Source organism: Xanthomonas sp. LF06-19, from assembly GCF_034105425.1.
GTDB classification, from domain to species: domain Bacteria; phylum Pseudomonadota; class Gammaproteobacteria; order Xanthomonadales; family Xanthomonadaceae; genus Xanthomonas_A; species Xanthomonas_A sontii.
Window position 1 is genome coordinate 161623 of record NZ_JAXGGH010000009.1, and the last position, 15639, is coordinate 177261.

Consider the following 15639-nt stretch of genomic DNA (forward strand, 5'->3'; position numbering starts at 1 on the left):
CGATGCGCAGCGAACTGCTCGATGCCGACCGGGGCGGCGACCAGCCACTGGTGCTGGCGGTGGACCTGGGAACCTCCGGCTGCAAGTGCGCGCTGGTCACCTTGGAGGGCCAGGTGATCGCCTGGGCCTTCGAACCGGTGCCGCTGCACGTGCATGGCGTCTGCGCCGAGCAGGATCCGCGCGACTGGTGGAACGCGTTGCTGGTCACCGCGGCGGCGGTGCTGCAAGGCGGCGAGGCGTTGCGCCAGCGGGTGACCGCGGTGTGCTGCTCGACCCAGGGCGAGTGCACCGTGTGCGTGGACCGCGACGGCCGCGCGCTGGGCAATGCCATGCTGTGGCTGGACATGCGCGGGCAGGCCGCGATCGCGCGGCGCCTGCGCGGTCGTTGGCTCAACGTGCGCGGCTATGCGCCGCTGAAGCTGCTGCGCTGGTTGCGCCTGAGCGGCGGCGCGCCGGCCGGCAGCGGCAAGGATTGCGCCGGCCATATCGCCTACCTGCGCGACCACGAACCGCAGCGTTACCAGCGCACGCACAAGTTTCTCAACGCGCTGGACTATCTCAACCTGCGCCTGACCGGGCGCTTCTGCGCCACCGCCGATTCGGTGCTCACCACCTGGGTCACCGACAACCGCGACCCGATGCGCATCCGCTACGACGACGGCTTGCTGCGGCTGCTCGGCATCGAACGCGACAAGCTGCCGGAGCTGGTGGCCTCCACCGAGGTGCTGGGACCGCTGCTGCCGGGCGTGGCCGCGCAACTGGGCCTGTCGCCGCAGACCCGGGTGATCGCCGGCGCCATCGACAACTCGGCGGTGGCGGTGGCCGCGGCGGTCGAGGACTACGCCGCGCATCTGTATCTGGGCACCTCGTCGTGGCTGGGCGCGCACGTGCCGCGGATGAAGACCGACGTGTTCAGCAACATCGCTGCGGTGCCGTGCGCGGTCAGCGGGCGCTACCTGGCCACCGCGCTGCAGTCCACCGCCGGCGCCAACCTGTCGTTCCTGCGCGACCGCATCCTGTTCCATCCCGACGAACTGCTGCGCGACGAGGAACGCCCGGACGTGTACGAGGTGCTCAACGTCATCGCCGCGCGCGTGCCGCCCGGGGCCAACGGCCTGGTGTACATGCCGTGGCTGTTCGGCGAGCGCACCCCGGTGGAGGATCACAGCCTGCGCGCCGGGCTGGTCAACCTGTCGCTGATGCACACCCGCGAGGACATCATCCGTGCCTTCATGGAAGGCGTGGCGCTGAACACGCGTTGGATGATGGAGCCGTTCGCGCGCCTGCTCGGCCGCGATCCCGGCGTGATCGCCGCGGTCGGCGGCGGCGCGCAGTCGGACCTGTGGTGCCAGATCATCGCCGACGTCAGCGGCCAGCCGATCCGGCAACTGCACAACCCGATCCAGGCCAATGCGATCGGCGCCACCTTCATCGCCGGCGTCGGCCTGGGCCGGCTGCGCTTCGCCGACCTGCCGGCGCTGCAACGCGCGCGCCGGGTGTACGAGCCGTCGCCGCTCACCCGCGCGCTGTACGACGACCGCTATGCGATGTTCCGCGAATTGCAGCGCACGCTGGCGCCGATCTACCGGCGCATGAATCCCGTTCCCGAATGCGTGCCGGAGGTTCCCCAGCATGTTTGCCCATGAACAACGCATGCGTGTGGTCGCGCTGTGCGTGGAGCTGTCGCGGCGCGGCTACCTGGCCGGCACCGGCGGCAACGTCGCGCTGCGCCTGGACGCCGAACGCTTCGCGGTGACGCCGTCGGCCATCGATTACCTGGCGATGCGCGCCGAGGACATCTGCGTGGTGCGCCTGGCCGACCTGCGGCAACTGGACGGCGCCGCCACGCCGTCGGTGGAGACCGGCCTGCATGCGCAGGTGCTGTGCCGCCGGCCCGACGTGGCCTGCAGCATCCACACCCACCAGCCGGTGGCCAGCGCCTGCGCGCTGCTCGGCGCGGCGCTGCCGGTCGAGGATCCGGCGTTGCAGGCAACGATCGGTGCCCGCGTGCCGATGGTCGGCTACTTCCCGTCCGGCACCGGGCTGCTGGCCTGGCTGCTGGCGCGGCAACTGCGCCCGTCGAGCAACGCCTACCTGATGCGCAACCACGGCGTGCTGTGCTGCGGCCGCAGTCTGGAACAGGCGGTGGCGGCGGTGGATGCACTGGAGCAGCTGGCGCGCGATCACCTGGCGCGCCGCATCGAACGCCGCGCGCTGCACGACGCCGGCCTGGCCGCGCCGTTGCGTGCCGTCCTCACCGCCCTGGAGGCCTGACCCCATGCACGCCCTTTCCGTTTCCGCTCCCCCGAACCCGGCACCGACCATGAGCCAGACCCCCGCCATTTCGCAATGGCCCGATGTGGACCAGTTGTACGCACGCTTCCATGCACTGGTGAACCAGCCGATGCGGCCGATCGGCGCCGCCGGCATGGCCAAGGTGATGCGCTATTTCGACGCGCGTTGCCAGGGTTCCAAGCGCCTGGGCGAGGCGGCCAAGCAGGTGATCCCAGGCGGCGTGCAGCACAACCTGGCGTTCAACCATCCGTTCCCGCTGGCCATGCACAGCGCCGAGGGCGCGTACCTGACCGACGTGGACGGCAACCGCTACATCGACTTCCTGCAGGCCGGTGGCCCGACCCTGCTCGGATCCAATCCGCCGGAACTGCGCGAGCACGTGCAGGCGGTACTGGACCAGTGCGGCCCGGTGACCGGCCTGCTGCACGAGTACGAGGTCAAGCTGGCCGAACTGGTCTGCGCCAGCATGCCGGCGGTGGAGATGTTGCGCCTGCTCGGCTCCGGCACCGAGGCGGTGATGGGCGCGGTGCGCCTGGCCCGCACCCACACGCGCAAGAAATGGATCATCAAGATCGGCGGCGCCTATCACGGCTGGAGCGACCAGCTGGTGTACGGCATGCGCCTGCCGGGCACCGGGCGCATGGAGGCGATCGGCATCCCGCGCGGCGCCACCGCCCATACCCAGGAATGCCATCCCAACGATCTGGAGGCATTGCGGCGCAAGCTGCAGTTCAATCGCCTGCGCGGCGGCACCGCGGCGGTGCTGCTGGAACCGCTGGGGCCGGAGAGCGGCACGCGGCCGGTGCATCACGACTACAACCGGCAGGTGCGCAAGTTGTGCGACGAGTTCGGCGCGCTGCTGATCTTCGACGAAGTGGTCACCGGCTTCCGGCTCGGGCCGGGCGGTGCGCAAGGCTACTTCGGGGTCCTGCCGGACATCACCGTGCTCGGCAAGTGCCTGGCCGGCGGCTATCCGATGGCCGGCGCGATCGGCGGTCGCCGCGAGGTGATGATGAGCCTGGTCGGCGGCATCGGCACCACCGCGCGGCGCGCCTTCGTCGGCGGCACGCTGTCGGCCAATCCGCTGTCCTGCGTGGCCGGTTACCACGCCTTGCTGGAAGCGCAGCGCAGCGACGCCGCCGGCCAGGCCGGCCGCGCCGGCGATCGCCTGCGGCAGGGCCTGGAGGCGATCATCCGCCGTCTCGGCCTGCCCTACGTGGTCTACAACATGGGCTCGATCGTGCACCTGCAGACCTCCGGCGTGCTGCTGCTGGACACCGGCAACCTGTACAAGCTGTGGCGCGTGCGCAACGAAGCCAAGGAGCGCAAGCACATGATGGAAGAGATGGGCGCGGCGTATTCGGCGCACGGGCTGATCACCCTGGCCGGCAGCCGCATCTACACCAGCCGCGCCGATACCGATGCGGTGGTCGACGAGGCGCTGAACCGCTTCGACGACGTGTTCAAGCTGGTGTAGCGCATGCCCACCGTCCCGCAGATCGAAGCGCTCTGGCTGCACACCCGCGAGCGGCTCGTGGCCAAGCGCCTGCTCGGCGACGACGCGGCAGCGCTGGCGCTGCGCTGTCCGGGCAGCACGGCGATGTGCTGTGGCGCGCTCGAGGCGGAGCGGCCGCAGTGGCTGGACTGGCGCGACCCGGCGCTGCCGGCATGGGCGCAGGTGCACGCGCAGGTGTACGCGCGGCGTCCGGATGTCGGTGCCAGCGCCTGGTCGGCCGGCGCGTTCGGCCACCTTCTGGCCAATGTCGGCGGCGTGCTGCCGCAGGTGTTCGACGAACAGGCCCGGCACATCGGGCCGATGCCAGCGCCATTTCCTGCGCTCGACGCGTTGGCGACGGCCGCGCCGGGCAGCGGCAGCGTCTTGTTGTTTGGCGGACGCCCGCTGTGCCTCGGCATCACCGCGCAGCGGCTGGCGCTGAACGTGGAATTGTTCGAAAAATGCGCCAAGGCCTACATCCTCGCCGCGGCCACCGGCGGCCGGGTGCGGGAGCTGCCCTGGTGGGTCCGGCGCATCGCCAATGGACGCCTGCGCAAGGACCAGATGCGTGCCGCCGCGGCCTTCGCCGCGGGCGAATTGCCGGCCGAAAGCAAAGGCTACTGAGGGTCCATCGCGATGACCGCCACGCCGTCCCCGTCTTCCGTCGCATCAACCGCCGTCCACGCGACACGTCCGCTCGCCGCGGCCTTGTCGATCGGCGCCATCGCGCTGCTGATCCTCGGCGTGCAGCCGATCGTGCTCGGCGCACTGGTCGAGCAGCACCTGATCACGCTGCCGGGTGTCGGCGTGGTGGCGATGGGCGAGATCATCGCGTTGGGGATCGGCGTGGCGCTGGGCGATGCGCTGCTGCCGGTGTCCTGGCAGCGTGCCACGGCGGTCGTGGCGGCGTTGCTGGCCGCGGCGCTGAACCTGGCCACGGTGCAGGCGCAGGGCGATGCGGCGTTCGTCGCGCTGCGTGCCGTCGCCGGCCTGGCCGAGGGTCTATTGGTCTGGGTGGCCACGGTCAGCATCGTGCGCGCGGCCACCCCGGACCGGGTCACCGCGGTGTTCATGGTGCTGCAGGCGCTGGCGCAGATCGCGCTGGCGGCGGCGCTGGCGCTGTGGGTGTTGCCGGCGGCCGGCTGGAAGGGCGGTTTCGTCGCCATGGCCACGATCTGCCTGCTGGTGCTGCCGCTGGCGGCGGCACTGCCGGTGCCGGCAAGCCTGGCTCCCGCCGCCGATGCGCAGTGCGCGGCGACCGCCACCGCCAGGCTGCGCTGGTCGCCGGCGACGTTGGCGCCATTGCTGGTGGCGTTCCTGCAGATGTCGGCGATCGGCGCGCTGTGGGCCTACCTGGAGCCGCTGGCGTTGCGCGCGGGGCTGGACGCGCATGCGGCGCAACTGCAGACCTCGTGGGTGCTGGGCATGCAGATCGTGGGTGGCCTGGCGGCGATCTACTGGGTGCGCCGGCTCTCGGTGACGGCGACCCTGACCCTGGGCAGCGTGGCGCTGTGCCTGGTGGCCGCGGCGATGTATCGGGTTCCGGGCAATGCGGCGCTGGGCTTCGCCGCGGTGTGCGTGGCGTTCGGCTTCGCCTGGATGTTCCTGATGCCGTTCCATGTCGGCCTGGCGCTGCGCGCCGATGCGCAGGGGCGGGTGGCGGTGCTGGTGCCGGCCGCGCAGTTGATCGGGTCGGCCTGCGGGCCGTTGCTGGCGTCGCTGCTGCTGCATGCCGACGATCCGGCGCCGGTGCCGCTGGTCGGTCTGGGCTTTGCGCTGACCGCGGCGCTGCTGGCGCTGTGGATCGGCCGGCGGCAGCGCCGTCCGGCCGTCGTGGAGGCGGGCTCGCATGCGGGCTGATGGTGGTGGCCGTGCGAGCGTGCTGGCCGCTGCGATGACGCGCTTCCGTCGGCCGCGCATGGCGCAGGGCAGGGGACTGCCAGGCACCGGGCATCGGCCGATGTCCGCCAAGCAGGAGCGCGGCGATGGCGCCTGAGCCCGTGCTGGACACCCCATCGGAGACGGTCGCGGCGCTGTTCGCCGCGCAGCAGGCCACCGCGCTGGCCTGGCGCGGCTCCTCGGCGAACACGCGGCGCGCGCATCTGCGTGCGCTGCGCGATGCCTTGCTGGCGCGACGGAAGAAGCTGATCGCCGCCTTCGCCGCCGATTTCGCCAAGCCCGCACTGGAAGTGGAATTGACCGAGCTGCTGCCGGTGGTCGACGAGATCGCCACCGCCATCGCGCAGCTGCCGCGCTGGATGCGTCCGCGCAAGGTCTCGCCCACCTTGCTTGCCCTGGGTACGCGCGCGCGCATCGCGTTCCAGCCCAAGGGCCGCTGCCTGATCATCGGGCCCTGGAACTACCCGGTGGCCACCGTGCTGGGGCCGTTGGTGTCGGCACTGGCCGCCGGCAACACGGCGCTGATCAAGCCCTCCGAATTCACCCCGCAGGTCAACGCGGTGCTGCAGGCGGTGCTGGAGGAGGCATTCGCGCCGGAAGAGGTGGCCCTGGTGCAGGGCGGTGCGGCGACCGCGCAGGCCTTGCTGGCCTGTCCGTTCGACCATGTGTTCTTCACCGGCTCGGCGGCGGTGGGCCGACAGGTGATGGCCGCGGCGGCGCGGCAGCTGACGCCGGTGACGCTGGAACTGGGGGGCAAGTCGCCGGTGATCGTCGACCGCAGCGCCGACCTGCGTCTTGCCGCCGAGGTGATCGTCTGGGCCAAGCTGGTCAATGCCGGACAGACCTGCATCGCGCCGGATACCTTGTTCGTGCATCGTGACGTCAGCGCGCGCCTGCTCGCGCACTGCCGCGCCCTGCTGGCGCAGCGCTACGGTGCCGACGCGCAGGCGGTCGCCGCCAGCCCGCACCTAGCGCGCATGATCCACCCGGCGCATGCCGCGCGGGTGGCCGCGCTGATCGACGAAGCACGCGCCGGCGGCGCGCAGTTGCTGGCCGGTGGCGAGCACGACGCGGAGAGCTGCTACGTGGCGCCGACGCTGCTGGCGCAGGTGCCGGCGCAGGCGCGGATCGCGCAGGAAGAGATCTTCGGTCCGGTACTGCCGGTGGTCGAGTTCGCGCGCCTCGACGAGGTGCTCGACCGGCTCGACGCCGCGCCCAAGCCGCTGGCGCTGTACCTGTGGAGCCAAGACCGTGCCGGCGTCGCCCAGGTGCTGGCGCGCACCAGTTCCGGCAGCGCGGTGGTCAACCACTGCCTGCAGCAGTTCGTGCACAGCGGTTTGCCGTTCGGCGGGGTGGGCGCCTCGGGATTCGGCAGCGCGCACGGCGTGCACGGCTTCCGCACCTTCTCGCACGAACGCGCGCTGCTGCGCGGCGGCCGACTGCCGATCGTCAAGGCGTTCTTTCCTCCGTACACCACGTTGCAGCGGCGCTTGGCGGCCGGCCTCAGCGGTTGGCTGGCACGGCGCTGAGCGACGTTGCCGGTGTGCCAGCGGCGGGCGCGGTAAGATGCGATGTCGGCGCGTGCCGCGACGTCGCGGCGCAGCCCGCGCACCCATTGCCGCGGCGATGCGTGCCGTCAGGCTGGCGACGTGCCGCCACCGCGGCGCCTGCTGCTTTACCACCATCGAGATCCCATGCCCGCCGACACGCCGCGTCCCTCCGCACCGCACCGCCCGCGCCTGACCGGGAACAAGGTGCCGGCCCAGCATCGCGCCACCGAGACCTACGAACAGATCCTCTCGGTCACCGCGCAACTGCTCGGCGACGTCGGCGTGGAGCGGCTGTCCACCAACCTGGTGTGCGCGCGTGCCGGGCTGACGCCGCCGGCGCTGTACCGCTATTTCCCCAACAAGTACGCGCTGCTGTCGGAACTGGGCCGGCGGCTGATGGAGCGGCAGAACCAGCTCATCCCCAAGTGGATCACCCTGCAGGCGATGAGCGGCACGCGCGAGGAGTTGCAGCGTGCGCTGGCCGGACTGGTGCTGGATACCTACCGCGTCACCAAGGCGACCGAGGGCGGTGTCTGGGTGCTGCGCGCATTGCGCGCGGTGCCGGCGCTGCAGCAGGTGCGCCTGGAGTCGCATGCGCAGGTGACCAAGGGCCAGGTGCGCTTCCTCAGCGAGGCCTTCCCCGACGCCGACCCGCGCCAGTTGCGCCTGGTCAGCCGCATCGTGGTCGACCTGATCTATGCCACGGTGGAACTGTTGTTCGACACCCGTCTGAGCGCGCGCGCGGTGGCCGATACGGTGGCGGCGATGATCGCCAGCCATATCGAGCAGTTGCGCGATGCGGCCTAGCGAGAATATCCCCGCACTCGAGAACGGGCGCGCAGACCATTGTGCTTCTTATCGCCGGAGCGGCCGGCGCTAGCCGCGACACGCTGAGGTGTCGCGGCTGAAGGCGCTCCTACGATAGGAGTGGATCCACTTCGGTATCCCCGTAAGTTCCGATCCCGCGGATGTCTCACCAGGAAGCGACGACGCTGCCCTTCTTGACCACTTCCACCTTGTCGCTCGTACTGTTGTAGCGCAGATACACGCTGCCGTACTTCTCGAGGATGATGCGCTGATTGGCATTCATTCTCAGGCTGTTGTCGCCAAGGTCGATGCCCATGTTGTAGTTGGACTGGTCGAAGTTGATGCCGATGTTGCCGAGCGCGCCGCTGTCGAAATGGATGCCGTTCTGCCAGCCACGCGTGCCCGGCTGGATCTGGATGGCATGCGTGCCGGCGGTGCTGGAACCCGGGGTGTTGAGCAGATTGAGGCCGATCGTCGACCCGCCGTTGGTGTAGGAGGTCAATTCGCCGTTGAACAGGATGCTGGTGCCGTGCGTTGCGACGTTTTGCCCCGCGATACCGTCGTAGCCGTGGAACAGTTCGCTGTGGAAACCCGCCAGCCACGGCGACCCGGTGCTGCGCTGGAACGCGCGGACGGTGGCGCCCACGCTCTGCGAACTGTCCTGGGTCGCGTTGGGATGTTTGGTCGCATTGAGCTGGATGTACAGCGGCCAACTGAAGGAGTTCTGCTGGTCGGACTCGGAGATCAGCGACAGGATCTCGTTGGTGTAGCCGGGGCCGACATTGGACGCATCGCGCCGGCCCCAGCGCACGGAGGTGTCCAGCGCCGGCGCGGACACCGGCGTGCTGGAGAACTCCATGAACTGGCTCAGTTGTTCCCCGACGCTGGTGATGGCGCCGGCGCTGGCGACCACCAGGGCGGCGACGCCGAACAGCAGCACCCGGTTGACCGTCACGGCACGGCGCAGGCGTTGGTCCTTGGCCTGGAGTTGTTGCTCCAGCCGCTCCACCCTGGCAATCAAGGAAGCGTCATTGCCGGCATTGCTCACGTTCTCGTTCATCGTTGCGTTCCTTCGTTGAGAGGACTGACAAGCCGGGGCTGGACGGATGTCCAGTGAGGCGCGCTTACTCCACCGCCAGATCGTCGACCTTCTGCCACCCGCGCGGCAGCAGCCCGCCGCGGCTGGCGCGGGCGCCGAGGTAGGCGTCCAGGTCCTTGAACGACAGCGACATGGTGCGTTGGCCGCTCTTCACCAGCAGCGTGTTGCCCGGCGCCACCGCGGCGATCGCCACCACCCGCTCGGTGCTGAGCTTGGCCTTGGGGATGTCGATGATCTTGTTGCCCTTGCCCTTGTCCAGCTCGGGCAGGTCGGCGACCGGGAACGCCAGCAGGTGGCCGGCGCTGGTGACCGCGACGATGCGGTCGCTGCCGGCGCCGCTCACCGGCGCGGGCGGCAGCACCTTGGCGTTCGGGGTCAGGTTGAGCATGGCCTTGCCGGCCTTGTTGCGGCTGGTCAGGTTCTCGAAGCGGGTGACGAAGCCGTAGCCGTGCGAGGACGCCAACACCAGGCGGCTGTCGTTCTCGCCGCTGGCGATGGCCTGGAACGACGCACCGGCCGCGGGCGAGAAGCGTCCGGTCAGCGGCTCGCCGTTGCCGCGCGCCGAGGGTAGGGTATGCACCAGGGTCGAATAGGCACGGCCTTCCGAATCCAGGAACGCCACCTGCTGCGTGCTGCGCCCGCGCACCGCCGCCAGCAGGCCGTCGCCGTCGCGGTAGGACAGCGCCGCCGGGTCCACGTCGTGGCCCTTGGCCGCACGGATCCAGCCCTTCTCCGACATCACCACGGTCATCGGCTCGCTCGGCACCAGCTCGGTCTCGTCGATGGCCTGGGCCGCGCCGCGCTGCACCAGCGGCGAACGCCGCGCATCGCCGAACTTCTTGGCGTCGGCCGTCAGCTCGTCCTTGATCAGCTTCTTCAGCTTGGTCTTGCTGGCCAGCAGCGCCTGCAGCTGCTCGCGTTCCTTGGCCAGCGCGTCCTGCTCGCCGCGGATCTTCATCTCTTCCAGCCGCGCGAGCTGGCGCAGGCGCGTCTCCAGGATGTAGTCGGCCTGTTCCTCGCTGAGTCCGAAGCGCGCGATCAGCGCCGGCTTCGGCTCGTCCTCGGTGCGGATGATGCGGATCACCTCATCCAGGTTGAGGAACGCGGTCAGCAGGCCTTCCAACAGGTGCAGACGGCGCTCGACCTTCTCCAACCGATGGTTGAGGCGGCGCACCACGGTGTCGCTGCGGAAGCGCAGCCACTCCTCCAGCAGGGTCTTGAGGTTCTTGACCTGCGGGCGGCCGTCCAGGCCGATCACGTTGAGGTTGACCCGGTAGCTGCGCTCCAGGTCGGTGGTGGCGAACAGGTGGCCCATCAACTGCTCGGCGTCGACCCGGTTGGAACGCGGCACCAGCACCACCCGCACCGGGTTGGCGTGGTCGGACTCGTCGCGGATGTCTTCCAGCCAGGGCAGCTTCTTGGCGCGCATCTGCTGCGCGATCTGCTCGATCACCTTGGACGGCGACACCTGGTACGGCAGCGCCGTGACCACGATGTTGGCGTTTTCCTTCTGGTAGGTGGCGCGGGCGCGCACGCTGCCATGGCCGGTCTCGTAGATCGCGCGCAGGTCGGCGGCCGGGGTGATGATCTCGGCGGTGGTCGGGTAGTCCGGGCCGCGCACGTGCTCGCACAGGTCGGCGACGCTCGCGTCGGGGTCGTCGAGCAGGCGGATCAGCGCGCTGACGATCTCGTTGAGGTTGTGCGGCGGCACGTCGGTGGCCATGCCCACGGCGATGCCGGTGGTGCCGTTGAGCAGCAGGTGCGGCAGCCGCGCCGGCATCCAGGTCGGCTCGTCCAGGGTGCCGTCGAAGTTCGGCGACCAGTCCACCGTGCCCTGGCCCAGTTCGCCCAGCAGCACTTCGGCGATCGGGGTCAGCTTGGACTCGGTGTAGCGCATCGCCGCGAACGACTTCGGGTCGTCGGTGGAGCCGAAGTTGCCCTGGCCTTCGATCAGCGGGTAGCGGTAGGAGAACGGCTGCGCCATCAGCACCAGCGCTTCGTAGCAGGCGCTGTCGCCGTGCGGGTGGTATTTGCCGATCACGTCGCCGACGGTGCGCGCGGACTTCTTCGGCTTGGCCGTCGCGTTCAGGCCCAGCTCGCTCATCGCATAGATGATGCGCCGCTGCACCGGCTTGAGCCCGTCGCCGAGGAAGGGCAGGGCGCGGTCCAGCACCACGTACATGGAGTAGTCGAGGTAGGCGCGTTCGGCGTATTCGCGCAGCGGCAGCTGTTCGAAGCCATGGAAGGCGGGGCGGGCGAGATCGGTCATGCGCAGGAAATACCTATAGGGGAACGCGGCGCCAGGCGCCGCAGGTCAGCCGGTCGATTATCCGGATGCGGCCGGCGATGCCAAGCTGCGCGTGCCGCCGGCGCTGGCCAGGTAACGGGCCGGAGGATGGCCGAAGCGGCCGCGAAAGGCGGTGACGAAGGCGCTGGGGCTGCTGTAGCCCAGCCGGAAGGCGGTGTCGGCGACGCTGGCGCCGTCGCTGAGCCGGCGCAGCGCCTCGGCCAGCCGCGCCTGCTGGCGCCAGCCGGCAAAGCCGAAGCCGGTCTCGTCGCGGAAGTGGCGGCTCAGGCTGCGCGCCGACAGCCCGGCCCAGTGCGCCCATTGCGCCAGCGAGCGGTCGTCGGCGGGGGTTTCCAGCAACTGGGTGGCGATGCGCAGCAGCCGGCGATCGCGCGGCATCGGCAGGTGCAGATGCTCGACCGGGGCGTTGCGCACCTCGTCCAGCAGCACCGCGCACAGGCGCTGCTGCTCGGCCGCCAGCACCGGTGGCACCCCCCACTGGCTCATCCGCCGCAGCACCTCCCGGAACAGGCCGTTCATGCCGATCACGCAGGTCCGCGGCGGCAGGTCGGCGCAGACGTCGGGGCGGATCAGCACCAGGTAGCTGCGCACCCGCCCGGACACCTGCACCGTGTGCAGCTCCTGCGGCGGCATCCAGCCGGCACAGCCCGGCGGTAGCGACCACTGGCCGTGCGCGGTGCGGGTGCTCAGCACGCCGTCCTCCACATAGATCAATTGCCCGCGCACGTGGCGGTGCCAGTCCACCTCGCGCCGCAGCGACACCGGCGAATGCGCGATGAAGGCCAGCGCGGGCGGGCCATCGGCGCGCTCGAACCACTCCATGGCGCGCGGGTCCAGCGCGCTGTCGGAGCCGACGGTGGCCGGAGCGTCGGCCGGCTGGGTTGGCGCGATTTCGATATCCATTGTCCAGATTGTAATACCGAGCCATGGCCGCGCGCCGCTACAGTGCGCTCGCCGTCAGTGTTCCTCCGCTGCAACGCAGCATCTAGTTTCCTTGGGGATATTTTCTTGACATATATTTCTAAATGAAAATAATAGGCGCCCATGAACTGCGCTCCCTCCTTTCCTGGCCAGCCCTCGTTCGGCCTGTTGCTGCGCCAGGTGCGTGACGGCCTGATGCGCCGCCTCGACCGCGCCATGGCCGGGCTGGAGCCGGACCTGGGCTTCAGCCACTACATCGGCATGAAGGCCCTGGCCCACATGGCGCCGTGCACCGCCAACGAACTGGCCCAGGCCATCGACCAGAACCCCAGCGCGGTGACGCGCCTGCTGGACAAGCTGGAAGACCTGGGCTGGGTGCGCCGCGAGGCGCACGCGCAGGACCGCCGCGCGTTGCGCCTGGTGCTGACCGACGAAGGCCAGGCGCTGTGGCAGCAGCTCAAGCAGCGCGGCGACGACGTCATCGCCGATGCCTTGCGCGATCTGTCCGCCGACGAGCGCGAGCATTTGTTTTCGCTGTTGGTCCGCGTCCGCGATTCCCTCAATTCGCCCTGAACCCGCCCACATGACTCTGTCTTCTTCTCCCTCCCGCCTGCGCCCGTTCGCGGTCGCGGCCCTCACCCTGGCACTGGCGGCCTGCGCCAGCAGCCGTGGCCTGGAACCGCAGGGGCGCCGGCTCGATGCCGACCGCCAACTGCACATCGGCAAGACCCTGGCCGCCGACGCGCTGGCGCCGGCGCCGTGGCCGCAGCAGGACTGGTGGAAGGCGCTGGGCGATCCGCAGCTCGACGCGCTGATCGCCGAGGCCCTGCAGGGCACGCCCAGTCTGGACGCCGCCGATGCGCGACTGCGCCTGGCGCAGGCGCAGGCCGGCGCGGCCGATGCCGACCGCGGCGCCAAGCTGTCGCTGTCGGCCGGCTACACCGGCCTGCAACTGCCCAAGGGCCTGGCCGGCGACGAGATCGGCGGCAAGTACATCCACAACGAGCAGGCGCTGCTGAACTTCAGCTACGGCTTCGACCTGTGGGGCGGCAAGCGCGCCTCGTGGGAGGCGGCAGTGGACCAGGCGCATGCGGCCGAGGTCGACGCGCAGGCCGCGCGCCTGGACCTGTCGGCCGGCGTCGCCCGCGCCTACGCGCAACTGGGCTACGCCTGGCATCTGTACGACCTGGCCGGCGCCGAACTGGCCCGCTCGGAGAACAGCCTGAAGCTGGTGCGGCAGCGCCGCGATGCCGGCATCGACAACAACCTGCAATTGCGCCAGGCCGAGGCGCGGGTGCCGGCGGCGCGCCAGCAGCAGGCGGCGGCGCAGCAGCAGATCGACGAAGCGCGCACCGCCCTGGCGGCCTTGCTCGGCCGCGGCCCGGACCGCGGGCTGCAGATCGAGCGCCCGCGCCTGCTCGACCCGCAGGCCGCGCGGGTGCCGTCGGTGCTGCCCAGCGACCTGCTCGGCCGCCGGCCCGACGTGGTCGCCGCACGCTGGCGCGTGGAAGCCGCCTCGCAGGGCATCCATGCGGCCAAGGCGCAGTTCTATCCCAGCATCAATCTGACCCTGCTGGGTGGCGTCGCCGCCACCAATCCGGGCGACCTGTTCAAGAGTTCGTCGGTGCTGGGTCTGCTCAGCCCGGGCGTGAGCCTGCCGCTGTTCGACAGCGGGCGGCTGCGCAGTCAGCTGGCCGAGCGCGATGCGCAGTACGACCTGGCGGTGGCCAACTACAACCAGACCCTGGTGGCGGCGTTGCGCGAGGTGGCCGATCAGGTCAACGCCGCGCGTTCGCTGGCCGAGCAGGCGCAGCAGCAGGCGCAGGCGCTGCAGACGGCACAGGCCGCCTTCGACCTGTCGCAGCAGCGCTACCGCGCCGGCATCGGCAACTACCTGGACGTGCTCAGCGCGCAACAGCAGTTGCTGGACGCGCAGCAGCGCCTGGCGTCGCTGCAATCCAATCAGATCCTGGTCTCGGTGCGCCTGAATCAGGCGCTGGGCGGCGGCTACGACGCCACCTCCGCCGCCGATGCGCCGAGCTCTTCTTCTTCCGCACCTTCGCATTCCTGAGATCGCTGCAATGAATCAGACAACGACCCCCGCTTCCTCCGCTCCCGCCCCCAGCCGGCGCGGCAAGCTGCTGCGCGGCCTGGCCGTGGTAGTGGTGCTGGTGCTGATCGCGCTGGCGATCTGGTATTTCCTGGTCGGCCGCTGGCACGAGGACACCGACGACGCCTACGTGCAGGGCAACCTGGTGCAGATCACCCCGATGGTGGCCGGCACCGTGGTGCGCATCGACGCCGACGACGGCATGCGCGTGGAACGCGGCCAGCCGCTGGTCAAGCTCGACCCGGCCGACACCGAGGTCGCCCTGCAGCAGGCCGAGGCCAATCTGGCGCGCACCGTGCGCCAGGTGCGCGGTCTGTACCGCTCGGTCGAGGGCGCCCAGGCCGAACTGTCCGCGCAGCAGGTGACCCTGCAGCGCGCCCGCGCCGACGTCGCCCGCCGCGCCAGCCTGGTCGCCACCGGTGCGATTTCCGCCGAAGAGCTGGCGCATGCCCGCGATCAGCTGGCCGCCGCCGAGGCCGCGGTCAGCGGCTCGCGCGAGACCCTGGCGCGCAACCGCGCGTTGATCGACGAGAACGGCGTGGCCGACCAGCCCGACGTGCAGGGCGCCGCCGCGCAGGTGCGCCAGGCCTTCCTCAACAACGCCCGCAGCGCCATCGTCGCGCCGGTGGCCGGCTATGTGGCGCGGCGCTCGGTGCAGGTCGGCCAGCGCGTGCAGCCCGGCACCGCGCTGATGGCGGTGGTGCCGCTGAACCAGGTGTGGGTGGACGCCAACTTCAAGGAAACCCAGCTCAAGCACATGCGCCTGGGCCAGCCGGTGGAACTGGAGTCGGACGTGTACGGCAGCGCGGTGACCTACCACGGCACCGTGCAGAGCCTGGGCATCGGCACCGGCAGTGCGTTCTCGCTGCTGCCTGCGCAGAACGCCAGCGGCAACTGGATCAAGATCGTGCAGCGCGTGCCGGTGCGCATCGCCATCGACGCCAAGCAGTTGGAGCAGCATCCGCTGCGCATCGGCCTGTCGATGAAGGCCGACGTCAACCTGCATGACCAGAACGGCGCGGTGCTGCCGACCAAGCCGGCCAGCGGCACGCTGCTGGATACCGATGTGTATGCGCAGCAGCTGCAGCAGGCCGATGCGGCCGTGAAGCAGATCATCCACGCCAACCTGCCCGACGCCGCCAAGGCGAACTGAGC

Annotated in this window: 13 protein-coding genes; 10 read left to right on the forward strand and 3 right to left on the reverse strand. The window is 70.3% G+C overall.

Features of this window, described 5'->3' with window-relative positions; all coding sequences use genetic code 11:
• Positions 1-2 precede the first annotated feature (2 nt).
• The 7 genes from SLW55_RS17825 to SLW55_RS17855 all read left to right on the forward strand — a co-directional run bounded on the left by SLW55_RS17825 (position 3) and on the right by SLW55_RS17855 (position 8046).
• Complete coding sequence (locus SLW55_RS17825; RefSeq protein WP_295935774.1) at positions 3-1646, forward strand: FGGY-family carbohydrate kinase; 1644 nt, start codon at positions 3-5, stop codon at positions 1644-1646.
• Entirely contained in the window at positions 1633-2274 is a 642-nt protein-coding gene (locus SLW55_RS17830; protein ID WP_152182451.1) for a class II aldolase/adducin family protein, read from the forward strand. The genes SLW55_RS17825 and SLW55_RS17830 overlap by 14 nt, the downstream gene beginning before the upstream one ends.
• Before the next feature lie 49 nt (positions 2275-2323).
• Positions 2324-3772 carry an aminotransferase class III-fold pyridoxal phosphate-dependent enzyme gene (locus SLW55_RS17835; RefSeq protein WP_320745500.1) on the forward strand — a complete coding sequence of 483 codons (1449 nt, stop codon included), beginning with the start codon at positions 2324-2326 and terminating at the stop codon, positions 3770-3772.
• Positions 3773-3775: 3 nt separating this feature from the next.
• Positions 3776-4414, forward strand: a complete 639-nt coding sequence (locus tag SLW55_RS17840; RefSeq protein ID WP_320745501.1) for a hypothetical protein — start codon at positions 3776-3778, stop codon at positions 4412-4414.
• Positions 4415-4498: 84 nt separating this feature from the next.
• Positions 4499-5650, forward strand: coding sequence for an MFS transporter (locus SLW55_RS17845; protein WP_320745502.1), 1152 nt, complete (start codon positions 4499-4501; stop codon positions 5648-5650).
• 125 nt (positions 5651-5775) lie between these two features.
• On the forward strand, positions 5776-7218 hold the full coding sequence (locus SLW55_RS17850; protein ID WP_267099313.1) for an aldehyde dehydrogenase family protein: 1443 nt from the start codon (positions 5776-5778) through the stop codon (positions 7216-7218).
• Between the two features lie 165 nt (positions 7219-7383).
• The gene (locus tag SLW55_RS17855; protein WP_153752875.1) at positions 7384-8046 is read left to right on the forward strand and encodes a TetR/AcrR family transcriptional regulator; all 663 of its coding nucleotides are present in this window, start codon (positions 7384-7386) and stop codon (positions 8044-8046) included.
• A 166-nt stretch (positions 8047-8212) separates the two neighbouring features.
• Here the strand turns inward: SLW55_RS17855 and SLW55_RS17860 are convergent, their stop codons facing one another.
• From SLW55_RS17860 to SLW55_RS17870, 3 genes are all read right to left on the reverse strand, one after another.
• Positions 8213-9106 (reverse strand): hypothetical protein, encoded by an 894-nt coding sequence (locus SLW55_RS17860; protein ID WP_017914916.1) that lies wholly within the window; start codon positions 9104-9106, stop codon positions 8213-8215.
• A 64-nt stretch (positions 9107-9170) separates the two neighbouring features.
• Positions 9171-11414 carry a DNA topoisomerase IV subunit A gene (gene parC / locus SLW55_RS17865; RefSeq protein ID WP_043092448.1) on the reverse strand — a complete coding sequence of 748 codons (2244 nt, stop codon included), beginning with the start codon at positions 11412-11414 and terminating at the stop codon, positions 9171-9173.
• Between the two features lie 57 nt (positions 11415-11471).
• On the reverse strand, positions 11472-12275 hold the full coding sequence (locus SLW55_RS17870; RefSeq protein WP_295963672.1) for a helix-turn-helix transcriptional regulator: 804 nt from the start codon (positions 12273-12275) through the stop codon (positions 11472-11474).
• Positions 12276-12497: 222 nt separating this feature from the next.
• On the opposite strand from SLW55_RS17870, the gene SLW55_RS17875 reads away from it, so the two are divergent.
• Genes SLW55_RS17875 through SLW55_RS17885 form a run of 3 tightly spaced genes read left to right on the forward strand, consistent with a single transcriptional unit; the run spans position 12498 to position 15637 of the window.
• Positions 12498-12947, forward strand: coding sequence for a MarR family transcriptional regulator (locus SLW55_RS17875; RefSeq protein WP_026144760.1), 450 nt, complete (start codon positions 12498-12500; stop codon positions 12945-12947).
• Positions 12948-12957: 10 nt separating this feature from the next.
• The gene (locus SLW55_RS17880) at positions 12958-14445 is read left to right on the forward strand and encodes an efflux transporter outer membrane subunit (RefSeq protein WP_152245916.1); all 1488 of its coding nucleotides are present in this window, start codon (positions 12958-12960) and stop codon (positions 14443-14445) included.
• 10 nt (positions 14446-14455) lie between these two features.
• The gene (locus tag SLW55_RS17885) at positions 14456-15637 is read left to right on the forward strand and encodes an efflux RND transporter periplasmic adaptor subunit (RefSeq protein WP_017913465.1); all 1182 of its coding nucleotides are present in this window, start codon (positions 14456-14458) and stop codon (positions 15635-15637) included.
• The last annotated feature ends 2 nt before the right edge of the window (positions 15638-15639 follow it).